This window comes from Simplicispira psychrophila DSM 11588 (assembly GCF_000688255.1).
Taxonomy (GTDB): Bacteria; Pseudomonadota; Gammaproteobacteria; order Burkholderiales; family Burkholderiaceae_C; genus Simplicispira; species Simplicispira psychrophila.
This window is the reverse complement of sequence record NZ_JHYS01000016.1, coordinates 1-21,250: the sequence shown is the minus strand read 5'-3', so window position 1 is coordinate 21,250 and position 21,250 is coordinate 1. Positions and strand designations below refer to the sequence as shown.

General features: G+C 63.7%; 21 protein-coding genes. 8 read left to right on the top strand and 13 right to left on the bottom strand.

Annotated elements, in window-relative coordinates:
* Nucleotides 1-145: 145 nt before the first annotated feature.
* On the bottom strand, nt 146-2,059 hold the full coding sequence (locus Q390_RS0114180) for an MFS transporter (protein WP_027996656.1): 1,914 nt from the start codon (nt 2,057-2,059) through the stop codon (nt 146-148).
* Between the two features lie 247 nt (nt 2,060-2,306).
* Here Q390_RS0114180 and Q390_RS18625 point away from each other — a divergent pair, with 247 nt between their 5' ends.
* The 3 genes from Q390_RS18625 (at nt 2,307) to Q390_RS0114165 (ending at nt 5,475) form a co-directional block, all read left to right on the top strand.
* The gene (locus Q390_RS18625; RefSeq protein WP_169737287.1) at nt 2,307-4,151 is read left to right on the top strand and encodes a cation:proton antiporter; all 1,845 of its coding nucleotides are present in this window, start codon (nt 2,307-2,309) and stop codon (nt 4,149-4,151) included.
* 46 nt (nt 4,152-4,197) lie between these two features.
* The gene (locus Q390_RS0114170) at nt 4,198-4,929 is read left to right on the top strand and encodes a helix-turn-helix domain-containing protein (RefSeq protein ID WP_027996655.1); all 732 of its coding nucleotides are present in this window, start codon (nt 4,198-4,200) and stop codon (nt 4,927-4,929) included.
* A 132-nt stretch (nt 4,930-5,061) separates the two neighbouring features.
* A complete protein-coding gene (locus Q390_RS0114165; RefSeq protein WP_027996654.1) occupies nt 5,062-5,475 on the top strand; it encodes a YXWGXW repeat-containing protein in 414 nt (137 codons plus the stop codon).
* A 187-nt stretch (nt 5,476-5,662) separates the two neighbouring features.
* Here Q390_RS0114165 and Q390_RS0114160 read toward each other — a convergent pair whose 3' ends face one another.
* The 3 genes from Q390_RS0114160 to Q390_RS0114150 all read right to left on the bottom strand — a co-directional run bounded on the left by Q390_RS0114160 (nt 5,663) and on the right by Q390_RS0114150 (nt 8,534).
* On the bottom strand, nt 5,663-6,982 hold the full coding sequence (locus tag Q390_RS0114160; protein ID WP_027996653.1) for an FIST signal transduction protein: 1,320 nt from the start codon (nt 6,980-6,982) through the stop codon (nt 5,663-5,665).
* 56 nt (nt 6,983-7,038) lie between these two features.
* Nucleotides 7,039-7,923 carry a PhaM family polyhydroxyalkanoate granule multifunctional regulatory protein gene (locus Q390_RS18620; protein WP_037473117.1) on the bottom strand — a complete coding sequence of 295 codons (885 nt, stop codon included), beginning with the start codon at nt 7,921-7,923 and terminating at the stop codon, nt 7,039-7,041.
* Nucleotides 7,924-8,006: 83 nt separating this feature from the next.
* Nucleotides 8,007-8,534 carry a copper chaperone PCu(A)C gene (locus tag Q390_RS0114150; protein ID WP_027996652.1) on the bottom strand — a complete coding sequence of 176 codons (528 nt, stop codon included), beginning with the start codon at nt 8,532-8,534 and terminating at the stop codon, nt 8,007-8,009.
* A 311-nt stretch (nt 8,535-8,845) separates the two neighbouring features.
* On the opposite strand from Q390_RS0114150, the gene Q390_RS0114145 reads away from it, so the two are divergent.
* Both Q390_RS0114145 and Q390_RS0114140 read left to right on the top strand, forming a co-directional pair.
* A complete protein-coding gene (locus Q390_RS0114145; RefSeq protein WP_027996651.1) occupies nt 8,846-9,895 on the top strand; it encodes a zinc ribbon domain-containing protein in 1,050 nt (349 codons plus the stop codon).
* Between the two features lie 162 nt (nt 9,896-10,057).
* A complete protein-coding gene (locus Q390_RS0114140) occupies nt 10,058-10,459 on the top strand; it encodes a hypothetical protein (RefSeq protein WP_425423952.1) in 402 nt (133 codons plus the stop codon).
* A gap of 93 nt (nt 10,460-10,552) precedes the next feature.
* On the opposite strand, the gene Q390_RS18615 is transcribed toward Q390_RS0114140, so the two are convergent.
* Nucleotides 10,553-12,244 (bottom strand): MFS transporter, encoded by a 1,692-nt coding sequence (locus tag Q390_RS18615; RefSeq protein ID WP_084153930.1) that lies wholly within the window; start codon nt 12,242-12,244, stop codon nt 10,553-10,555.
* A gap of 24 nt (nt 12,245-12,268) precedes the next feature.
* Nucleotides 12,269-13,441, bottom strand: coding sequence for a tRNA guanosine(34) transglycosylase Tgt (gene tgt / locus Q390_RS0114130; protein ID WP_027996649.1), 1,173 nt, complete (start codon nt 13,439-13,441; stop codon nt 12,269-12,271).
* A gap of 77 nt (nt 13,442-13,518) precedes the next feature.
* Here tgt and Q390_RS0114125 point away from each other — a divergent pair, with 77 nt between their 5' ends.
* The gene (locus tag Q390_RS0114125) at nt 13,519-14,034 is read left to right on the top strand and encodes a universal stress protein (protein ID WP_027996648.1); all 516 of its coding nucleotides are present in this window, start codon (nt 13,519-13,521) and stop codon (nt 14,032-14,034) included.
* Between the two features lie 32 nt (nt 14,035-14,066).
* Here Q390_RS0114125 and Q390_RS0114120 read toward each other — a convergent pair whose 3' ends face one another.
* The 6 genes from Q390_RS0114120 to Q390_RS0114095 form a co-directional block, all read right to left on the bottom strand.
* Entirely contained in the window at nt 14,067-14,459 is a 393-nt protein-coding gene (locus Q390_RS0114120; protein ID WP_027996647.1) for a hypothetical protein, read from the bottom strand.
* A 222-nt stretch (nt 14,460-14,681) separates the two neighbouring features.
* The gene (locus Q390_RS0114115; protein WP_084153929.1) at nt 14,682-15,917 is read right to left on the bottom strand and encodes a phospholipase A; all 1,236 of its coding nucleotides are present in this window, start codon (nt 15,915-15,917) and stop codon (nt 14,682-14,684) included.
* The gene (locus tag Q390_RS0114110) at nt 15,914-16,300 is read right to left on the bottom strand and encodes a hypothetical protein (protein ID WP_245606931.1); all 387 of its coding nucleotides are present in this window, start codon (nt 16,298-16,300) and stop codon (nt 15,914-15,916) included. The genes Q390_RS0114115 and Q390_RS0114110 overlap by 4 nt, the downstream gene beginning before the upstream one ends.
* A gap of 107 nt (nt 16,301-16,407) precedes the next feature.
* Nucleotides 16,408-18,465: an ATP-dependent helicase gene (locus Q390_RS0114105; protein WP_027996644.1), complete on the bottom strand. Its 2,058-nt coding sequence runs from the start codon at nt 18,463-18,465 to the stop codon at nt 16,408-16,410.
* Nucleotides 18,466-18,627: 162 nt separating this feature from the next.
* Nucleotides 18,628-19,053, bottom strand: coding sequence for a type II toxin-antitoxin system VapC family toxin (locus Q390_RS0114100; RefSeq protein WP_027996643.1), 426 nt, complete (start codon nt 19,051-19,053; stop codon nt 18,628-18,630).
* Complete coding sequence (locus tag Q390_RS0114095) at nt 19,050-19,316, bottom strand: FitA-like ribbon-helix-helix domain-containing protein (RefSeq protein WP_027996642.1); 267 nt, start codon at nt 19,314-19,316, stop codon at nt 19,050-19,052. The genes Q390_RS0114100 and Q390_RS0114095 overlap by 4 nt, the downstream gene beginning before the upstream one ends.
* 164 nt (nt 19,317-19,480) lie before the next feature.
* Between Q390_RS0114095 and Q390_RS0114090 the strand changes: the two genes are divergently transcribed.
* Together Q390_RS0114090 and Q390_RS0114085 are read left to right on the top strand one after the other, a co-directional pair.
* Nucleotides 19,481-20,434, top strand: coding sequence for an AEC family transporter (locus Q390_RS0114090; RefSeq protein ID WP_027996641.1), 954 nt, complete (start codon nt 19,481-19,483; stop codon nt 20,432-20,434).
* A 161-nt stretch (nt 20,435-20,595) separates the two neighbouring features.
* Nucleotides 20,596-20,844, top strand: a complete 249-nt coding sequence (locus tag Q390_RS0114085) for a DUF3297 family protein (protein ID WP_027996640.1) — start codon at nt 20,596-20,598, stop codon at nt 20,842-20,844.
* Between the two features lie 210 nt (nt 20,845-21,054).
* Here Q390_RS0114085 and tnpA read toward each other — a convergent pair.
* On the bottom strand, nt 21,055-21,250 hold a 196-nt coding region (tnpA, locus tag Q390_RS0114080; protein WP_027996639.1), incomplete at its 5' end, for an IS200/IS605 family transposase.

The following is a 21,250-nucleotide window of genomic DNA, read 5'->3' as shown; positions in this document are numbered from 1 at the left end:
CTTGGCGGGAACTTCTTGGCATTCTATGGAGCGCATCGGCGGCTGAACTACAGCGCTTTGGCATTTTTTGCGCATCACGCGGCAAGATCAAAGCAGGCCCAGGGGGCACAGAAATTTTGATGCTTTTTAACGGCGAGGACTTGCTTTAGGTTGCCAGTAACTGCGCCACGCGCGTGCGCAGCTGCTCGGGCTCCAAGCCCTGGCCGGACAGCGGTGCGCCGACGTTCAACCCGACGCGGTTCAACCAGCCACGCCGAAATGGCCGCACCATCGCGCCGCCTTGCTCGATGCGGCTGAAATACGAGCCCCACAGGTTGGTCAGCGCCATCGGGATCACCGGCACGTCGAGTCCGTCGGCCTGTGCCCGTTCCAGTATCTTCACGATACCGCCCTTGAAAGGCTGCAACTGACCGTCGCGCGTGATGCCGCCCTCGGGGAAGAGGGCCAGCAGGTCGCCGCCTTGCAGCACCTGTGCGGCGCGCTCGAAGGCGGCGGCATACACCTGCGGGTCTTCCTTTTGCGGCGCGATCGGAATCGCCTTGGCCAAGCGGAACAGCCAGCCCAGCACCGGCACCTGAAAAATGCGGTGATCCATCATGAAATAAATCGGCCGTGGGCTGGCGGCCATCAGCAACACCGCATCGATAAAGCTCACATGGTTGCAGGCCAGCACCGCCGCGCCGCTGGTGGGCAAGTGCGCATCACCGCGCACGCGAAAACGGTAGATGAAGCGCGACGCCACCCAGGCGACAAAGCGCAGCAAATATTCGGGTACCAACAAGAAGATGTAGCCGGCCACCACGGCGTTGGCCAGGCCGGTGAACAAAAACACCTGTGGCACGGTGAAGCCGGCCGACAGCAAGGCCCCAGTCATCAGCGCGCTGGCGATCATGAACAGGGCGTTCAAGATGTTGTTGGCGGCGATGATGCGCGCGCGGTGCGTGGGCGCGCTGCGCAGTTGGATCAGCGCGTACATCGGCACGCTGTACAGGCCCGCAAACAGGCTCAGCAGCGCCAGATCCGCCATGACGCGCCAGTGCGCGCCCTGCGACACAAACGCAGCCAACCCCATGATGTCCGACGCCGGCAGACCGCGTGCAGCAAAGTACAGGTCGATGGCAAATACGCTCATGCCAATCGCCCCCAGCGGTACCAGCCCGATCTCGACATGGCGGCGACTGAGCACCTCGCACAGCAGCGAGCCGGTGCCAATACCGATGGAAAACACCACCAGCAACAGCGACGCCACCTGCTCGTTGCCGTGCAAAATCTCCTTGGCAAAGCTCGGGAACTGGCTCAAGAACACTGCGCCAAAAAACCACATCCAGCTGATGCCGAGCAGCGAACGGAACACCACCGGATGACGGCGCGCCAACTGCAGATTGCGCCAAGTTTCGGTGACTGGATTCCAGTTGATGCGCAGACCCGGATCGGTGGCTGGTGCGCTGGGGATCCACTGCGCCACCCCCCGCCCGACCAGCGCCAGCAGCACGCAGGCCAGCGCCACCGTGCTGTGGCCAATCCCCGGCAGGGCCACCAGCAAACCGCCGGCGACGTTGCCCAGCAGGATGGCCACAAAGGTGCCCATCTCGACCATGCCGTTGCCGCCCGTCAGTTCACGCTCGCTGAGCACCTGCGGCAGATAGGCAAATTTCACCGGGCCAAACAGCGTGGAGTGCACGCCCATCAGAAAGGTGCACAGCAGCAGCACCGGCACGTTGCCAGCGACAAACCCTGCCGCCGCCACCAGCATGATGGCGACCTCCAGGTTCTTGACGAAGCGGATCATGCGCGTCTTGTCGTATTTGTCGGTCAGCTGCCCGGCCGTGGCCGAGAACAGCAGAAACGGCAGGATGAACAGTGCGCCAATCACCAGTCCGGCCATCGCCGGCTGCAGCCAGGCCACGCTCAGCTGGTAGGTCACCATCACCGTGAAGGCGAATTTGAACAGGTTGTCATTCGCCGCGCCGGAGAACTGCGTCCAGAAAAACGGCGCAAAACGGCGCTGGCGCAGCAGGGCAAACTGGTTCGGGTGTTGGGTGGGGGCGTCTGCGTGCATGCATTTTTCCTGTCGGGTTCGGGGCAGCTGTCGGGCTGGAAATGGCCGTCTGCCATTGTGCAGCGCGGTAGGTGTGTCGGAACGTGACTATCAGGCCGGCGGAGGATGTGTGCAGCGGCTTTGCAGGGCAGGCGCGCCATGCCGGCCTGCCGGTATCTTCTGGCGCTACCCGCCTACGTTGGCGGGCAGCATCCACGGGCAAAATGCTCCTCCCTGCCTCTATGAAAGCCCGTACATGAACATGCACATGGCCACGGTTCTCTTGCTGATTTTGTCTGCCGGTCTGGCCAGCCAGTGGCTGGCGGCGCAGATTCGCCTGCCCGCCATCGTGGTACTGATTGCCGTCGGCTTGTTGCTCGGCCCGGTGACCGGCACCATCAACCTGCGCCTGCCCGCGGTCGAACTGACGGAGTTGATCGGCCTGGGCGTGGCCATCATTCTGTTTGAAGGCGGCATGGATCTGAAAACCGGCGAATTCCGGCGCACCGGCCCCGGCATTCGGCGTCTGACGCTGCTGGCGCCGCCGGTGGCTTGGCTGCTGGGCGGGCTGGCGGCGCACTATGTGGCGGGACTGAGCTGGCCGGTGTCGTGGGTGCTGGGCGCCATTCTGGTGGTGACCGGGCCGACGGTGATCTTGCCGCTGCTGCGCCAAGCGCGGCTGAACAAGGACACGGCGGCGCTGCTGAAGTGGGAAGGCATCGTCAACGACCCGGTCGGTGTGTTGCTGGCGGTGCTGACGTTCCAATATTTCACGCTGGCCGATGGCGGCTGGGCACAGGTGGCCCTGGGCATGGGCAGCGCGATTGCGGCGGCTGCCGTGTTTGGTGGCCTGGGCGGCTGGGCTACCGGCTGGCTGTACCGGCGCGGCTCCATGCCCACGCACCTGAAGGCGCCCATGCTGATGGTGCTGGTGCTGGTCTGCTACTGGGCCAGCAACCGCATCCAGCACGAGGCCGGGTTGCTCAGCGTCACCCTGATGGGGTTGGTCATCGGCAACATGCAGCTGGTGGAGCGCGAGACCCTGCGCCGCTTCCAAGAGAACCTGACGGTGGTGTTGCTGTCGGTGCTGTTCATCGTCATCCCATCACAGCTGGACGTGGCCCAGCTGGCGCAAATCGACTGGCGCGTCGGCCTGTTTGTGCTGGTACTGCTGCTGGTGGTGCGCCCGATGTCGGTCGGGTTGGCCACCATCGCCGCGCCCGTGCGCCCACAAGAGCGCCTGCTGCTGGCCTGGATTGCGCCGCGCGGTATCGTCGCGGCGGCGTCAGCAGGCATTTTTGGCCCGGCCCTGGTCGCGGCCGGCTACCCGGACGCCGAGCGGCTGGCGCCCATCGTGTTTCTGGTGATTTTGGTCACGGTGCTGGCGCACGGCTTGACGCTAGGGCGCTTGGCGCAGCGCCTGCGCCTGGCGGCCAAAACTGAAAATGGCCTGCTGATCGTCGGGGCGTCGAGCTGGTCGCTGGCACTGGCACAGGCGCTGCGCAAGCTCGATATTGACGTGGTGGTGGCCGACGGCGCCTACCAGCGCCTCAAGCCGATCCGCATGGACGGTATCTCGGTGTTCTATGGCGAAATTTTGTCTGAGCACGCGCACCACACGCTGGACATCGAGCACCTGAGCCACCTGCTGTGTGCCACCGACAACGACTACTACAACGCCCTGGTCTGCCAGGCCGAAGGCCACGAGTTTGGCCACCACCGCACCTTCCAGTTGCCCTCGCACCTGGAAGCGGGCGGCGGCAACAAGCAGTTGCCGCTGCAGCAGCGCGGCTACAGCGCCTTGGGGCCGACAGCCACGTTCGAGCAGCTGCACCAGTGGCTGCACAGCGGCTGGACCTTTCAGACGCGCAAACTGACTGAAGCCTTCGACTACGCGCAATTGTTGTCCAGCCTGGGCACGGTGGGTGAAGATTGGCAACTGATCGGCGGCGTGTCACCGCGCGGCAGCTTCTGGCTGGCAACCAGCGAACAAAATTTCCGGCCTGATACCGGCTGGACGCTGCTGTATTTCGCACCCACGGCCGCATCGCGCACGGCTTCATCCGCGCTCGATGAAGCCGCCAGTGACGCCAGTGCCGCCAGTCCGGCCTGATCACTGGCGCACGCTCTGATTGCTTCCTTGCTTTACCACCCTGCCCATGAGCACTACTGCCGACCTCGTCATTGCGTTGAAGAAAGAACTCAAAAGCGCCCACATGACCTATGCCGACTTGGCGCAGTGCCTGGGTCTGGCCGAGTCCAGCGTCAAGCGCATGCTGGCCAAGGGCGACATGCCACTGTCGCGGGTGGACGCCATCTGCCATGCGCTGAAGATCGATTTTGCAGATCTGGCACGCCGTGTCGTTGACGCGCAGCCGCTGCTGTCCCAGCTCACGCCCGAGCAAGAAAGTACGGTGGTGGCGGACAAAAAATTGTTGCTGTGCGCCATCTGCGTGCTCAGCCAGTGGACGCTGGAGCAGATCACCAGCAGCTATCGGCTGAGCGAGGCTGAGGCAGTGCGGGCCTTGGTGCAGCTGGATCGCATCGGCATCATCGAACTGCGCCCGCTGAACCGCTACCGCCTCAAGTTGGCCAAAACCTTTCGCTGGCGCCCGCACGGCGCGGTGATGAACTTCTTTCGAGAAAACGCGCTGCTCGACTACTTCCAGGGCGGCTTTGACGCGCCCGACGAAGCATTGCTGCTTGTGCACGGCAGTATCAGCCGCACGCTGGCGCCAGCCTTTGTCGAACGCTTGCAGCGATTGGCGCAGGACTTTGCCCAGCAGCACCTGGCCGACCAGAAACTGGCCGAGCGTGAGCGCGACGGCTACACCCTGCTGCTGGCCATGCGCAGCTGGGAGTTCGAGGCCTTTGCCGCACTGCGGCGCTAAAGTGCAACTGCAACTGCAGCCTCAGCGCTTCACAAGACTTTGCACGGTAGGCGTCGGGCATTGACGCTGCGCCCACTACCATCAAGGCGCTTGCTTGTGCAAGGAACACTTTCTCAGGAGAACACCATGAACCTGGTCCGCAACACTCTTGCTGCCACATCCTTCACCCTGCTGTCGCTGCTGGCCCTGACACCCGCGCAGGCCGCCCCGCACGCCACCATCTTGTTCGAGACGGGTCAGGCGGTACCGGTCTATACGCAAAGCCGGCCGGTGTACTTGCCTGCACCGCCGCCGCCGCGCCGCGAAGCCGTGCCGCGCGCACGCCGTGGCCATGTCTGGGTGGCGGGCCACTGGGAGTGGCGCGGCAAGCGCCATGTCTGGGCGCCGGGTCACTGGGTCACAGCCCGTCCCGGCCAACACTACCGCCAGCCGAAATGGGAGCAGCACAATGGTCGCTGGAAAATGCACGGTGGAGGCTGGGATCGCGACGGTGACGGCGTAGCCAACCGCCGTGACCGCCGTCCTGACAACCCGTACCGCCATTGATACGGCGCTGCTGCTGCCATACCCGTAGAGCGGGCTTTGGCCCCAGGAGTGCCACTCTGGCGCCAAGGCTTGTTTAGCTATTAAATAAATAGCTGATAGCGCATGTGCAGCCAGCGTTTGAGGCTATTTTATGGCTTGATTTGGTTTTGAGCGACGCTCGGGGTGTATTTCCCCGGGCGCGAGTGTCTCAAGGCCCGGGCGCAGGTGCAACATCCTCGCCGCAGGTAAACACCGTCAGCACACCGGTGTAGCCGTACAGGTGGTGGTGGGCGATCTCGCCGCCGGCAAAAAATCCCACCAAGGGCACCTCACCCAGTGCTCGGCGCACGATCTGCAGTTCGGCGCTGGGGCCGCCAAAATGTGGCCCGCCACGGCCTGAGCAACTGATATAGATGGCGCCGACCATACGCCGCGCCTGCGGTGCCGCCATTTTTGGCGCACTGGCGGCTGCGTCTGTGGACGCGGCAGTGTGCGCCGCCACAGTCAGTTCTTCCGGCTCCAGTTCTTCGCGGATTTCAGCGCAGATGCGCGTCAGGTCGGCGCGTGCCGCGGCGACATTGCGTTGGCAAAACGACAGGCGCATCCCGGGCTCGACCATGTCGGCCAACGCGACCCCGTGGCGTGCGCCATCCAGGCCAATGATGTGGCGCACGCGCGTGTCGGTGCCAAAGTGTCCGGTCTGCCCGGGCGCTGGGGCGTCTGTGCTGCGCGGCGCATCCATCAGGCCGGCCAGCGTGACGCGCACGCTCTGGACGGCGTGTTGCGGGTCGCCTTCGAGCGATATTTGCAAGGTGTGCAGCAGCACGTCCAGCGCTGGCTGGCCATCGAGTTGCAGCACCACGTTGTCCTGCGCCGCCGTGATCGATTGCACCGGGCCGACCGGTTGGCAGCCCTGCGTCACGCGTGAAAACAGCGCCACGCGCGCAGCAAAGGCCACGCCCGATAAGCCGCTGTGAAACACGCCGCCAGCGTGGCCCTGCCCGGCCATATTGCCATCGCCGCCGAGGGCAAACTGCACGCTGGCATGGCGGCTGGCGGACAAGCCACCGAACACATAACCACTGGTGGTGCGCTCGGCCATTTCAGCGATCAATCCGGCCACGTCGGGCATCTGGCCGTCGGCGTGCAGCAGGGCGGTGTGTGCCACAAAGCCCGGCCCGCCAGCACGCGGCAGTGGCGCGACGCCCGAAAACACGCGGTATTGGTCGCTGGGTACATCCAGCAGCAGCACAGACAGCGCCGGTGCGTCAAAGTACTCGGTATGGCCGCCGCACACGCCAATGCCCACCGTGCCGCTCCAGTCGGTCACGCCGGGCAGTGCTGCGCTCAGGTATTCCAGCAGCGCTTGCGCCTCGGCAGCGTAGTGGTCGGTGATGTAGAGCAGGCCCAGTGTGGGGGCGCTGGCGTAATCAGGCTGGCGCATTTGCTGCTGCAACTGCGCCAGCACCAGATCGGTGGCAGTGCGCCACTGCGCATGGCTGGCGTGGCCCGAAGGAAAGAGTTTCATGGCGTGCCTTAGAACGTATTTGCGATCTATCCGCCGAGGTCAGCCGCGCGGGTGACTCAGCGCGCCGCTTTGGAGGCCGGGTGCCGCGCTGCGGTTTTTGTGGCGGCTACTGCAGCGGTCTTGGGCGCGGCAGATTTTTTGGCGGGGGGAGTGTCTTTGGCGACCGTGGTGTTCTTGGCGGCCGTGGTTTTTTTCGCGACGACTGGGGTACGCACTGGCACTGGCACCGGGACGGCGGCCGTGGCCAGACTGGTGGCCGCGCGCGTGGCTTCTTGCACGCTTTGCACGCCCTTGGTGGCCATTTGGCTGGCCAGGTCGGTAGCGGTCTTGAACGCGTCCTTGGCCAAGCCGGTGGCGGTGCCTTGGGCAGCATCAAAGGCGGTTTGCTTGGCCACATCGGCCAGCACCGTGCCGGCAATTTGCTGGAACTGCTGGGTCAGCGCACCCCACCATTGCATCGGATCGACGGCGCTGGTCGGGGCTTTGGCGTCGCTGCCGGGTGTGGCCTGCGGCGGCACCGCAGGGGGCGGCGTGGATGCCTCGGGCACCCGCGCGGCGGTGATGGACTGCGCAGCGCCAGCCAGCGACTCGCCCATTTTCTTCATGCTGCCCATCATCGAATCAGCGGTGTTGAGCTTGAACGCATTGGCGACATCGCCCATGCTGACGTTCATGCCTTCCAGCGTGGCCAGCGTCATTTTTTGCACTTCCAGCGCCTGGATAGTGGCGCTGAGCGCGCGCGAGTTTTGCTCCAGCCAGAACTGCACCGCCTTGAGCTCTTGCACGCGCTTGTCCAACTCTTCTACGCTGATGGTTGGCGCAATCCAGCTCGACAGGTTGGGCATCTGGGGAAGGCTGCCTGAGGCGTTCTTGGTCAGGTTTTGCAGAAAATCAAAACCGGGTACGAATTTACCGAAACCGAAGGGGGTTGTATCGCTCATGGCAGCTCCAGTGGGGAGGTGAAAAAAGATGTTGACAGCTTACCCCAAGCATTTGTACCCGGGGTAGCGCTGTTCGCATCCACTCAGTGCTGGTTGTGCTGCATCGGCATTGCTGGCGCACCCGTGCTGCCCGGCGCCTGGGTGGCTACGGGCAGGTGCAGTTGCTGCTGGCTCTCGACGCCTTTGGCGTCCTGGAAGAACAGCGTTACCGGCACGCTGCTGCCTTTGGCCAGCGGCGCCTTCAGGTCCATCAGCATCACGTGGTAGCCGCCGGGCTTGAGATCGACCGCCTTGCCCGCGGGCAGCTCCAGCACGGGCACGGCACGCATTTTCATCACATCGCCGTCCATTTTCATTTCATGGACTTCGGTCACGGCGGCGGCGGGTGACTGTGTTCGCACCAAGCGCATGGTTTCGGGAGCGGTCAGCCGCATGAAGGCGCCGGTGGCCTTCTGGCCCGGCACGCTGGCACGCACCCAGGCGCCCTCGACTGCGACTGCCGCTGTGGCAGAGGCCGGGGCCGGTGCCGGTGCCGGCGTTTGTGCCTGGGCAGTGCCGGCCAGCAGGGCGACGGCGAGGAATACGGGGGAAATGAGGCGTTGCAAGGTCATGGGATTTCTCCAGTTAAAAAAGGGGCAGAGACCGGGTTTTTTGTTGCTTCAGAGGCGGGCGGGTGGCTGCCCGAGCCGCGCAGCGGGTGCATGGGCGCGATTGTAGAAGTGGGCAAAGCGTGCGTATTAAAAAATGATACCTGCCCTGGCGCACCACGCTACGGTGTCACAACCGCGTGCTGCAATGCGCTGGGTTCTGCCACCATGCAGGGGCTTGAAAGATTACACATTTCAAGCATAAAACGGCCTGTAGCGCTTATGGTGTATGAGGTGTAAGCTATTAAAACAATAGTAAAAAAGGAATTTCTACCATGAGCAAATCATTGCGTTTGTCGGAAAAATGGTTTCGCCGGGGCCTGTGGCTGGTGGCGCTGGTGTTTGCCAGTTTTCTGATTGGTCTGGGCGGCACCATCGTCGGTGACCTGCCCAAAGTCGAGTCGCGGCTGGAGCTGGATGCCTTTCTTGAGCGCCCGCAGGCCCAGCAGTTGCGCGCGCAATTACTGGCTGAGCAGGCCGCCGCCGACGCCGCCCAAGCTGCGCTGGAGCAAGCCCAGCTGCAGCGCGACAAGGCGCGCAGCGAGGTGCAGTCGCAGCGCGAAAGTTTTACCAACTGGCTGGCGGCGCGCAGCGTCACGCAACGCGCTGAACACGACCCCGAGGTGCTGGCCCGCACGCGCGCCCTGGATGCGCTGCAAGCCGCTGAACTGGTGCAGCGGCGCGCGGTGCAGGCGCAGCAGCAGGCCGCGCTGGACGCGCGCCAGTCGGCCGTGCAGACGGAAAAGCAGATCGCCCAGATGGAAGACGCCGCCCGCACCCTGATGTACGCCGAATTGCGCCGCGTCGAACTGCGCGTGTTTTTGTATCGGCTGGCACTGACGTTGCCGCTGTTGCTCGTGGCTGGCTGGCTGTTCGTCAAAAAGCGCCAAAGTACCTACTGGCCGTTTGTCTGGGGCTTCATTTTCTTTGCGCTGTTTGGCTTCTTTGTCGAGCTGGTGCCCTACCTGCCCAGCTACGGCGGCTATGTGCGCTACGTCGTCGGCATTGGCGTCACCGCGCTGGTCGGGCGCTACGCCATCCTGGCGCTGAACCGTTACTTGGAGCGGCAAAAAATGGCCGAGGCGCTGCCCGACCAGGAGCGGCGCAAGGAGTTGAGCTACGACGTCGCCCTGGCGCGTCTGGCTAAAAACGTCTGCCCCGGCTGCGAGCGCCCGGTGGACCTGAAGGATGGCAAGACCGACTTTTGTCCGCATTGCGGCATTGGTCTGTTTGATCACTGCGGTGCATGCAGCACACGCAAAAGCGCGTTTGCCAAGTTCTGCCATGCCTGCGGCAGTAGCGCCAAGGCAGAGCGGGGGGTGTAACGCGCGACTGCCGAGCCAGCTTTGCTGGTCTTTGTCCTACGCGCTGAGGGTCTACAGGACCGCGAGCGGGCCCTGGCCTACCGCTTACAACCCCCTAGGGAGGGACACTTTGTCTATCGGACATTGCACCTCGCATCTTGTATCTCGGTAAAGGAAAAAATCATGAGCACGTTGAAAGATGATCTGACAGGCGTTCAACCGATGGAATTTGTTGAGCGCGTGGACCCTGTAGATGCCGATCTTGTAGAGCAGGCAGTCCCCGGCCACGGCGTCCCTTCCCAGGACCCCAGTGGCGGCGCCCAGGTCGGTCTGCTGCCGGCTGAGGCCGAGCGTGAAGCGAAGTCGGCTTTCGTCGGCGGTGGCGCCGTAGCTGGCATGGTGGCAGGCGCTGCCGCGGGCGCGGTGGTGGGGGGGCCGATTGGCGTACTGGTGGGCGGAACGGTGGGCACTATTGCCGGAGCGCTGGGGGGTGAGGCCGCAGGCATGATCAAGGACCAAGACCCGACACCGCCGTTGCCGCCTTCAGCGCCTTCTGCCAGTGAAGACCGTCCAGCAGACTCCTGACCTGCTTCCCTCGTTCCCTCGTACCTGCCTTAGCTGCAACAGGGCTACGGCCTGCGCTCAGCGTGGTTGCCGCACCACCGCCAGCACGCGCTTTCAGTGCGTGCGCCAAGCCTGCCAACGCCGCCGCACCCCGCGCCGCCAAACCCGCGCCACGCGCCACAGCCACGACGTATGCACGCGCAGCAGCAGGCGCGTCTTTAGCCGCAGCCAGTGCGCATGGCCCCAGGCAAACCAGCGCAGTTGCAGCAAGGCCGGCTGTGTCAGCGTAAACAGCCGCGCCACCACGGCGGTGCCCACGACCTTGGCCAGCACAATCACTGCCACGCCCAGCGCCACTTGACCACGGCCTACGGCCCACAACGCCATTAGCTTGATGGGCAGCAGCAGGGCGGTGGGTACAGCAAATAGCAGCAGCGCCGCCCAGGGAGGCAACTGGCACACCCGTCCTTCCACCCAGCGCAGCCCCGGCCAGCGGCCCACACGTGCCAGCAGCGCCTGTAGCGGCCCCCAGCCCCATTCCTCAAATACCAGCACCAGTGCCAGCAACCAGGTCCCCAGTGCAGCCAGCGCGCGCAAGGGCCAGGGCAGGCGGCGGTGTGTTCGGGGGAGGGCTGCGGGCTGCTCCTCGCGCAACAGCGGCCACAAAGCCCACACCCCCAGCGCCGGGCCTAGCGCCAGCCAGGGCAGCAGGGTGGCCAGTGGCAGGGTTTCCGCCAGCTGCAAAAACAGCAGGATGCTGCCGATGGACAGGGCAAAACCCAGGCTGTTGGTCAATGTCAACACGCTGCCCACCGCCCGCGCCGGGGCGTTGCGTGCGGTCAGGGTGGACAGCTGCGGCGAGTCGCCTGCCACAGTAATGCCCCACAACAGCAGCCAGCCAAAAAACACCGGCGCGCTGGCGCCCAGCAGCCACGGTGCAGCCAAGCCGCACAGGCCGCTGGCAGCCAGTTGCACCGCCGCCACATGCGCGCTGCCCCAGCGCTGCGCCACCCAGCCACCCACAGCGCAGCCGATGGCGCCGGAGCCGATGACGGCAAACGCCGTCCATGACAGCGCCGCCCCGTGCAGCCGCGTCGCCAAAATCACCGGCACCAAGACCCACAGGGTGTACAGCTCCCACATGTGGCCAAAGTAGCCCAGCACGGAGCTGCGCACGCGCGCATCCGTCGCCACCGTGGCCAGTGCGCGCCATTGCAAGGTGGTGACCCGCGCCTCAGTACCTAGCGCGTCGGTGGTGCCAAAAAACAGCAGTAAACCACCGGCTGCGGCCAACGCCGCCACGCCGAGCATCAGCGTCGGCCACGGCAGGGCGTCACCGAGGGCGCGCAGCGCATGGGCACTGGCCGAGCCCAGCACCAGCGCGCCAATCAGCAGCCCCAGCGCACTGCCCAGCCCGCGCGTGTACCACTGCGCGGCCATCTTCATGCCGACCGGGTAGATGCCGGCCAGAAAAAATCCGGTGGCAAAACGCCACGCCAGCAGCGCCGAGTAATCACGCACCATGGCCCAGGCGCCGACCGTGCACAGCGCGCCAGCCAGCGAACACAGCAAGAACACCCGGCGCGTGGAAAAGCGGTCGGCAATCGAGAGAAAAGCAAACACCAGTGCGCCGACGATGAAGCCCAGTTGCAGCGCCGAAGTCAGCGTGCCCGCCGCCGCCGCACTCCAGCCCAGCTCGCGCTGCAAGTCGGGCATGACAGCGTTGATGGCAAACCACAGCGAGGTGCCGGCAAACTGCGCCAGCACCAACACCGGCAGGATGTGGCGCGGGACGGGGGCTTGCATGGTGGTTGGCGCGCCCGCTTGTGGTTACACCCCGCGCGCCCGGTTCGCCTTGAACTGCGCCCGGAACTGGGCGAATTGCCCGGCGTCCAGCGATGCACGCACTTCGCGCATCAGGTTGAGGTAGTAGTGCAGGTTGTGGATGGTGGTCAGCATCGGGCCGAGCATTTCGCCGCAGCGGTCGAGGTGGTGCAGGTACGCACGGCTGAAACCACCGCGTCCGCCGTCGTCCCACGACACGCCGTCTTTGCCGGCGCAGGCGTGGCAGGTACAGGTGGTATCGAGCGGCTGGTGGTCGGTTTTGTGGCGGGCGTTGCGAATTTTCAGGTCGCCGTAGCGCGTGAACAGCGTGCCGTTGCGGGCGTTGCGGGTTGGCATGACGCAATCGAACATATCGACGCCATCGGCCACGCCTTGCACCAAGTCTTCGGGCGTACCGACGCCCATCAAATAGCGCGGTTTGTGGGCTGGCAGCTGGTGCGGCGTGTGCGCCATGATGTCCAGCATTTCGTCTTTCGGCTCGCCGACGCTGACGCCGCCGACGGCATAGCCGGGGAAGTCCATCTCCACCAGCGCTTCAAGTGACTCTTGACGCAGGTGTTTAAACATGCCGCCTTGCACGATGCCAAACAGCGCGTTCGGGTTTTCCAGCCGCGCAAATTCGTCTTTGCTGCGCTGCGCCCAGCGCCGGCTCATCTCCATCGATTTGCGCGCTTCGGCTTCGGTGGTCAGGTGGCCTTTGGTCTCATACGGCGTGCATTCGTCCAGCTGCATGGCGATGTCGCTGTTAAGCGTGGTCTGGATTTGCATACTCACTTCGGGCGACATGAACAGCTTGTCGCCGTTGACCGGGCTGGCAAAGGTCACGCCTTCTTCGGTGATTTTGCGCATCGCGCCCAAGCTCCAGACCTGAAAGCCGCCGGAGTCGGTCAGGATGGGTTGGTGCCACTGCTCAAAGGCGTGCAGACCGCCAAAGCTTTGCATCACGCCCTGGCCGGGGCGCATCCACAGGTGGAAGGTGTTGCCCAAAATGATTTGCGCACCCATATCGTGCAGGCTTTGCGGCATCACGCCTTTGACGGTGCCATAGGTGCCGACAGGCATGAAAACGGGGGTTTGCACCGCGCCGTGGTTAAGGGTGAGCTGGCCACGGCGGGCGTGGCTGGTGGGGTCGGTGGTGAGGAGGTCAAACTGCAACATAGGCCGTGATTGTCACAGATGGGCACATCGGCGCGGCACCGCTACACTGCCCGTTACCTCTCCAAAAAGGATCTGCCATGCTCAAAATTCTCATTGCCATCGATGGTTCTGCCCTGTCTCTGGATGCCGTCCACCATGCCGTGGAGCTGGCGCGCAACGGTTTGAACGCCAGCGTGGTGCTGGCCAACGTGCAAGAGCCGGCTTCGCTGTACGAGTTGGTGGTGTCACGCGACCCGCAGTTGATTGCGCAGGCCAGCGATGCGGCAGGCGAATTTCTGATGGCACCAGCACGCGCGCTGCTGGATGCCGCCGGCGTGGCGTACGAAGTGGCAGTGGGCGTAGGCGATCCAGCGCATACGCTGGTGGACATGATTGAAAGCCTGGGCTGCCACTTGGCGATTTTGGGTGAGCGCGGCCAGGGCGCTATCAGCAGTGCCTTGCTGGGTTCGGTGTCGCAAGCCGTGGCCCATGACAGCCCGGTGCCGGTGACCATCGTGCGCCATGCCTTGGAGCAAACGCAGGAGCAGGAGGCGCAAGAGGCGTTGGCAAGCGACAGTGGGGCGGATATGTTGGAGAATTTTCGCGGCGCCTGACGGGAGCAGACCGCGCTGTTTGGCAGCGCTGTTCAGGCCGCGCGCCGATAGGCCGGGCTGGTGCGCGGCTGCTGCAGTTTGCCGTGCGGCAGCGTGGCCAGACGCTGGAACATGCGGCGCACATAGCCGCTGATCCACAGGCATTTGTTCAGTTCTTCGACCGGCAGCGGGCCGGAGACGACCACGATGTCGTTGGCCTCTTCTTGTGCCCCGGCGGCGCGCAGGCGCCGGCGCGTCATGGTGGCCCAGGACTGGATGCGGGTAGGGTTGCCATGCTGGTGCACTTTGCCAGTGTGCGCATCAAAGGCGATAGCCACCATGTCTGTCTTAAGCTTGAAGCGGCGCTCGCCTGTCACTGCGCTGGGGGTATCGCGCATGTCGTACAAGTAATAGCTGCCAGCCTTGAGCTGGTATTGCAGGTCCATGGTTATTCCTCTGTAACAGCATTGTCAGCCAAGAGGCCGTCGCCAAGGCCGCAAAGTGCGGCATGAAGCGGGCGTTTATTGCCGATGCTGCCGACGCAAGGCTGCTACGCCATCTTGGCCCAGCGCGTCGGCGCCGGGGTAACGGGCTGTGATGTGTGTCAAAACTGGCACGGACGCGCCCTTGGCCAAAGGTGCGTCCGTGGCCAGTTGGCCCGATAAACCTTAAAAATCAACCAGGCTCAGTCCCACGCTCAGCACGGTGCGCTGGCGGTTGTAGTCGATCAGGCTGTCGCCATAACCGCTGAACAGTTGGGTGTGCAGGCGCAGGTTGCTCTTGCCGCCGGCAAAGCCTTTGCCCAGCGTTTGCAGCCACTCCAGCTTGGCCGAGCCCCGTCCACCGCTCTTGAGTGTGTGGCGCACGGTCATGCCGACAGTGTTGTCCGGGTCGGCGTTCCAGAACGCCGACAGTTCGCCCCGGCCGATATAGGAGCCGATATCCGGGTTGTCGTCGCTGCCGCTGCTTTCAGTAATGCGCTGCCACACGCGTGCCTGTACGCGCCAGCGCTTGTCCAGTTCCATGCCGGCCATCAGGTAGACGCGGTTCCAGCTGCGCGACAGCGGCAGGCTCTGGCCGTTGGACTGGTGCACCAGCCCCACGCCGCTGTAGCGCAGGCGCCAGCCGCCGGGCAGCTCCGCATCCGTTGGGTAGACGTAGATCACCTCGGGCTCGTGGTCGGTGGTGCGAAACGGCCGTGAGATGCCGCCGCTGAACAATTGCCACGAAGACTGCTGGCTGTAGCCAAACCACAGCGAGTCCTTGCGCGTGCTGCTGCCCTGGGTCAGCAGACCCTGGGCGATTTTGGTGCGCACCGACAGCTGGATACGGTTTTCTATCCTGCGGTAGTCGATCGGTGTGGCAGCGGTGTGGCCTTCGATGCTCGAATCGGGCTGGCGGTTGACGCTGCTGCTCTTGACCACCGACACCGAAATTGGCCGGTAGCCGCGAAAGCTGAAGGTGCCGCAGTCGGTGCCGTTCTCCAGCTCCCAAAAGCGTGACAGGTCGCTGTACTGCGGGTTGCGGCAGCCCTCGGGACTGATGATTGCAATTACCGGCGGTGCCTGGGCGTTGTCCATCGGCGGCGGCATGGGCATGCGCACAGGCTGACCCGCCTGCGCCCAGGCACTGGCCGAGGCGGGTGGGGTGGTCACAAGGGCGCCAGACGGCTGCGGCGCCAGCCCCGCCGCCTGCTGGTGTGCCCACTGGTCAAAACACGCCAGTCGGGCCTCTTTGTCCGCGCCCAGCGCGGTGCAGAATTGCCAAGCGCCGTCGGACAGCGCTGTACTGGTCGCCGCTGGGGTAGCACTGGCAGCCGCCGGGGCGAGCTCCTGTGCGGACACCAGCGCGGGAAAAGCACTCCACAGCACGGCCGTAGCGCAGGCCAGCGCAGCGCGCGTCATTGCCACACCGCCTGTTTGCGCAGGACGAAGGGGATGCTGGCGTCGGGGGCAGCGTCGGCGGTACTCCAGAAACCGCTTATTTCCTTGCCGCAACGGTCCTCAACGACATCACCCAGCCAAGCGGCAGAGATATGTTCACCGTCCATCGACTCCTCCAGTGTCAGCACGCCCTCGTGCACATCGCCGGTGACCTGCACCGTGCGTCCGGCGCGCTCCAGCGTGCCGCGCACACTGCCCGCCAGTTCCGGATGTTGTCCCAGGCGCAGCACCGTGGCGCCGCCGTGGCTGGGCAAGTCGGTATGCCAGACGCCTTGCAGATGGCGGTGGTTCATGTCGGCGGCTTGCGGGCAGGCGTTACTGTCGGTGGTCGGCGTGGGGGTCATAGCGGCAGAATTGGGGTTGTTTTGGGCTCTAGCGCTTATCAGACATGCGCTACCAGCTATCAAAAAAAGAGTAAGTAAAGTTTTCATGGCGTTCAGGGAAAAGCGCGCTATTTTGAACTGTTCGCCTTGGCAGCAAATTCAGCGCGCAAAGCCTTGAGTTTTTCGCGCGGATCTTCGCGCACGGTGGCTTTGTCGAGGGCCATTTCGGCAATGAAACGGCTGGGTTGCGCGGCCACCATTTCACGGCCTTTTTTGCGTTTTTTGGTCCAACTCACGGCCAGCGTGCGCTGGGCGCGGGTGATACCGACATACATCAGGCGGCGCTCTTCCTGCAAGCGTTGCAGGGTGCTTTCGCTGATGTCCTTGGCGCGCCCGCCGTCGTCGTCCATCTTGAACGGCAACATGCCCTCGGTCACCCCCGCCAGGATCACATGCGGCCACTCCAGCCCTTTGGAGGCGTGCAGGGTCGAGAGTGTCACCATGTCCTGGTCTTTTTCGCGCTCAGAAATGGTCGAGAGCAGCGCAATGGTCTGCGCCACTTCGAGCAGGCTTTTCGACTCTTTGGTGACCACACTGCCCGCGCTGTCGTCGATCTGCCCGCCGGCGCGCTGGCTCATCCAGTCGCAAAACTCCAGCACGTTGGTCCAGCGCGCAGCGGCGACTTTTTCGCTGTCCTCGCCGTCGTACAAATACTTTTCGTAGTCGATTTCTTTCAGCCAGTCGAGCAAAAACAGCCGTGCACCGTCCGCACCGTGCGTGTGGCGGGCGCGGTGTTCCAAGTCGTTCACATAACGGCCAAACTCGTGCAGGCTGTCCAGCGCGCGGCGGGGCAAAGCGGCCGGCAGCATCGGCGAGAACAGCGCAGCAAACAGACTCAGGTGGTGCTGCGTCGCAAACGTGCCCAGCTGCGCCAAGCTTTGGTGGCCAATGCCGCGCTTGGGCGTGCCGACGGCGCGCAAAAACGCCGGATCGTCGTCCGAGTTGATCCACAGCCGAAACCAGGCGCACAAATCCTTGATTTCTGCCCGGTCAAAAAAGCTTTGTCCGCCCGACACCTTGTACGGAATATTGGCGCGGCGCAGCGCCTTCTCGAACGGTTTAGCCTGGTGGTTGGCGCGGTACAGCACGGCAAAACTGCGCCACTCGGGCGGCGGATTGGCAGCAGCGCGCAGGCTTTGGATACGCGCCACGGCGCGGTCGGCCTCGTGCTCCTCGCTGTCGGCATCGACCACCCGCACCGGCTCGCCCTCGCCCAGCTCGCTGAACAGCGTCTTCGGAAACAGTTTCGGATTCGGCCCAATCACGTTGTTGGCAGCGCGCAAGATGGCGCTGGTGGAGCGGTAGTTTTGCTCCAGCTTGACGACTTTGAGCTGCGGAAAATCCACCGGCAGCTTCTTCAAATTGTCCAGCGTGGCGCCGCGCCAGCCGTAAATCGACTGGTCATCGTCGCCCACCGCCGTGAAATGGCCGCGCTCGCCGACCAGCAGTTTCAGCAAATCGTATTGCGTGGCGTTGGTGTCTTGGTACTCATCGACCAGCACATGGCCCAGCAGCGCCTGCCACTTGGCGCGCACCTCGGGAAAGTCGCGCAAGAGTTTGAGCGGCAGACTGATCAGGTCGTCAAAATCGACGCTTTGGTAAGCCGACAAACGCTCCTCGTAGCGCGCCATGATCACGGCGATGCTGCGCTCGTGGTCGTCCTTCGCCTGCGCCAGCGCTTGCTCAGCATTCAGACCCATGTTTTTCCACAGGCTGATGGTCCACTGCCACTGGCGCGCCGTCGCCGCGTCGGTGGTGCCACCGGCGGCGTCTTTGATGATGCCGGTGACATCGTCGCTGTCCAAAATGCTGAACTGCGGTTTGAGCCCCAGCAGCTTGCCGTCTTCGCGCACCAGCCGCACGCCGAGCGAGTGAAAGGTGCAGATCAGCACATTTTTGGCCTGGCGCCCGATCAGCTGCTTGGCGCGCTCGCGCATTTCAGCCGCCGCCTTGTTGGTGAAGGTGATGGCCGCAATGGCCTTGGGCTCCATGCCCTGCGCGATCAGGTGGGCGATTTTGTGCGTAATCACCCGCGTCTTGCCCGAGCCGGCGCCGGCCAGCACCAGACAGGCGCCGTCGGTGTAATGGACAGCTTGGAGCTGTGCGAGGTTGAGGCCAGCGGACATAGGGGAAGCAGTCTAAAAAGCTGAAGAGAAAAAGAGAAGAAAGCAGCGCCAAGCACCCGTAGGTTGGGTGGTACTCCATCCAACAAGATCTATCAAAAATGATAGCTATTAGCGTAGGTATATAAAGGGCTAGAGGCTGATTTGACCTAAAAAACGTAGTTGTCAGTGGCCCTGCCAAGGGTTGACCACCACCAAGCCGTCTATTTGCTCAAAATCACGCTCATTGCGGGTGGCCAGCACCAAGCCGTGCGCTACGGCAGTCGCTGCAATTTGCGCATCCTCGACGCTGATAGGACGCCCGATCCTAGTGCGCAGCGACACGATGCGGGCGTAACAAGTGGCCGCTGCGCCGTCAAAAGGCAGGCAACGCCCGACAAATTCTTGCGCAAACATCGCTTGGGCCGCTTGTTGCAAGCCAGTTTTACGCTGGCCATCGGGCATCAGAGCGACACCCAACTCGATCTCGGCGCGGGTGATGGCGCAGACCCAGACCCGGCGGGCATCTTGCGCATCCAGCCACGCGCCGACGGTGGGCGACGGCGCTGGCCGCATAAATTCGGACAAGACATTGGTATCGAGCAGCATCATGCGGATTCACTCGCCTCATCTTGACCAGCCCAATCCAACGGCGCGCGCGGCAACGACCGGGGTGGGACAGCAAAATCAGCCTTCACCGCCGCAAAGCGATCCGCTAAACGTGTCCCCAATCCCGTCGTAACCGGCGCTTGCGTCAAGGCTTGGCGCAAGATGCTGCGCACCTCTTCTTCCATCGATTGCCCGTGGCGCGCCGCTTGCATCCGCAGGGTGGCTTTCAGGTCATCATCAAAATTGCGAATCGTGAGCGTCGCCATATTCGTCCTTTTAGAATTGATAGCAATGACTGCATTGTAGTCAACCCCACGCTTGGGCAACTGCCACTAAGGTGGCTGTCCTTTTTGCTTTTTTTTGCTGTTTTTGCTGTTTTTGCTGGCGTTTTGCTAGCGCCTTTTGCTGCGTACACCACCCACCTCCCCCCGTGCCCTCCGTCCTCCTCATCACTTTCCCCTTCTTCGCGCTGGTGCTGTGCGGCTATCTGGCCACGCGCGCGCGGCTGTTGCCGCTGCCCGCCATTCCGGGGCTGAACGCGTTCGTGCTGTTTTTTGCCTTGCCTTGCCTGCTGTACCGCTTTGGCGCGCAGACGCCGATTGGGCAGTTGCTGGACCCGGCCGTCGCTGGTGTGTATCTGCTGTGCGCGCTGCTGATGGTGGCCGGCACGGTGTGGCTGACACGCGGGCCGCGCATCCACTGGAACGATGCCGCGTTTGGTGCGCTGGTGGCGGCGTTTCCCAATACCGGCTTTATGGGCGTGCCGCTGCTGGTGGCCCTGCTGGGCGCGCAGGCGGCGGGGCCGGTGATCGTGACGATTGCGGTGGACATGGTCATCACCACCTCGCTGTGCGTGGCGCTGTCGCAGCTCGATAGCGCAGGCACGCACGGCGTGGCGGTGGCGCTGCGCCGTGCGCTGCGCGGCATGGTCAGCAACCCGATGCCGTGGTCGATTGCGCTGGGGGCGCTGGCCTCGGCGCTGCAATGGACGCTGCCCGGGCCGGTCGATAAAACCGTGGCGATGCTGGCCGATGCCGCCTCGCCGGTGGCGCTGTTCACCATTGGCGCAGTGCTGGCACGTTCGCAAATGAACCAGCATGAGCAAGTTTTAATGCGCGACTATGTGCCGATTGCGCTGGCCAAGTTGCTGCTGCACCCGCTGCTGGTGTGGCTGGCGGGGCAGGGGGCCATCGCCCTGGGCGTACCGCTGTCGTCGTTTGCACTGACCGTGCTGGTGCTGCTGGCGGCCTTGCCCAGCGCCAGCAATGTGTCGCTGCTGGCCGAGCGTTTTGGCGCGCACAACGGCCGCATCGCCCACATCATCCTGGTGTCTACGGCGCTGGCGTTCCTGAGCTTTTCGGCGGCGGTGGCGCTGTTGACGTGAATACTTTTATTTTGATAGCTAGTAGCGCTTGCTGCATAAGCGCTAGAAGCCAAAAATACCCAAAATATTCAGCGCAGAAGCGGCGCCACCTGGGTTCTTGCCAAGGCCCGCGCCAAATCCGGGAAAATCGGGGCTTCTCCATCTTCAGCGACAAGCGATCCATGACCGACACCTCCACCCGTCCCGCCCTGCCAGACCACCTGTCGGTAGACCCCCGCAGCCCGCACCACGTTGCCGCCGTGTTCGAGCACGACATCGGCATCCTGTTCAATGACAAGGAGCGTTTTGATGTCGAGGAGTACTGCGTCAGCGAAGGTTGGATCAAAGTGCCCGCCGGCAAAACGCGCGACCGCAAGGGCCAGCCGTTGCTGCTGACGCTCAAGGGGCGGGTCGAGGTGTTTTACAAATAGACGCCCCGCCCCCACGCCGGGGCCATAAGGTGCTCCTCCGGAAGACGCAATCTCGCGTCAACCCCCACCGGGAGAACCTGATGAGCAATGATCTGACCAAATGCGCGGCAAGCCCCGTCCAAGTCAGTCGGCTGCGCAGCAGCCTAGAGGCAGAGACGCCTGATTTGGGCGGGCAAGGATAGCGCTGCCCGCGCAAGCGGGCATAGGTATTCAGTGGGGCGTTTGCTGCTGCTCGATATACCTGCGGATCACATCAAGGGGAGCACCACCACAGGACGAGGCAAAGTAGGAAGGCGACCACAGCATGTTCTTCCAATACCTGTTGGCAATGTCCGGGCGCTCTTTTCGCAGCAGGCGGCTAGACACGCCCTTGAGGCTGTTCACCAGGTTCGATACCGCCACCTTG

Coding starts and splice junctions, on each gene's coding strand:
- Q390_RS0114145 (WP_027996651.1), top strand. CDS start 8,846: ATGAGCAAATCATTGCGTTTGTCGGAAAAATGGTTTCGCCGGGGCCTG.
- Q390_RS0114110 (WP_245606931.1), bottom strand. CDS start 16,300: ATGACCCCCACGCCGACCACCGACAGTAACGCCTGCCCGCAAGCCGCC.
- Q390_RS0114180 (WP_027996656.1), bottom strand. CDS start 2,059: ATGCACGCAGACGCCCCCACCCAACACCCGAACCAGTTTGCCCTGCTG.
- Q390_RS0114100 (WP_027996643.1), bottom strand. CDS start 19,053: ATGATGCTGCTCGATACCAATGTCTTGTCCGAATTTATGCGGCCAGCG.
- Q390_RS0114115 (WP_084153929.1), bottom strand. CDS start 15,917: ATGACGCGCGCTGCGCTGGCCTGCGCTACGGCCGTGCTGTGGAGTGCT.
- Q390_RS18625 (WP_169737287.1), top strand. CDS start 2,307: ATGGCCACGGTTCTCTTGCTGATTTTGTCTGCCGGTCTGGCCAGCCAG.
- Q390_RS0114140 (WP_425423952.1), top strand. CDS start 10,058: ATGAGCACGTTGAAAGATGATCTGACAGGCGTTCAACCGATGGAATTT.
- tgt (WP_027996649.1), bottom strand. CDS start 13,441: ATGTTGCAGTTTGACCTCCTCACCACCGACCCCACCAGCCACGCCCGC.
- Q390_RS0114105 (WP_027996644.1), bottom strand. CDS start 18,465: ATGTCCGCTGGCCTCAACCTCGCACAGCTCCAAGCTGTCCATTACACC.
- Q390_RS18615 (WP_084153930.1), bottom strand. CDS start 12,244: ATGCAAGCCCCCGTCCCGCGCCACATCCTGCCGGTGTTGGTGCTGGCG.
- Q390_RS0114150 (WP_027996652.1), bottom strand. CDS start 8,534: ATGACCTTGCAACGCCTCATTTCCCCCGTATTCCTCGCCGTCGCCCTG.
- Q390_RS0114170 (WP_027996655.1), top strand. CDS start 4,198: ATGAGCACTACTGCCGACCTCGTCATTGCGTTGAAGAAAGAACTCAAA.
- Q390_RS0114085 (WP_027996640.1), top strand. CDS start 20,596: ATGACCGACACCTCCACCCGTCCCGCCCTGCCAGACCACCTGTCGGTA.
- Q390_RS0114160 (WP_027996653.1), bottom strand. CDS start 6,982: ATGAAACTCTTTCCTTCGGGCCACGCCAGCCATGCGCAGTGGCGCACT.
- Q390_RS0114125 (WP_027996648.1), top strand. CDS start 13,519: ATGCTCAAAATTCTCATTGCCATCGATGGTTCTGCCCTGTCTCTGGAT.
- Q390_RS0114120 (WP_027996647.1), bottom strand. CDS start 14,459: ATGGACCTGCAATACCAGCTCAAGGCTGGCAGCTATTACTTGTACGAC.
- Q390_RS18620 (WP_037473117.1), bottom strand. CDS start 7,923: ATGAGCGATACAACCCCCTTCGGTTTCGGTAAATTCGTACCCGGTTTT.
- Q390_RS0114095 (WP_027996642.1), bottom strand. CDS start 19,316: ATGGCGACGCTCACGATTCGCAATTTTGATGATGACCTGAAAGCCACC.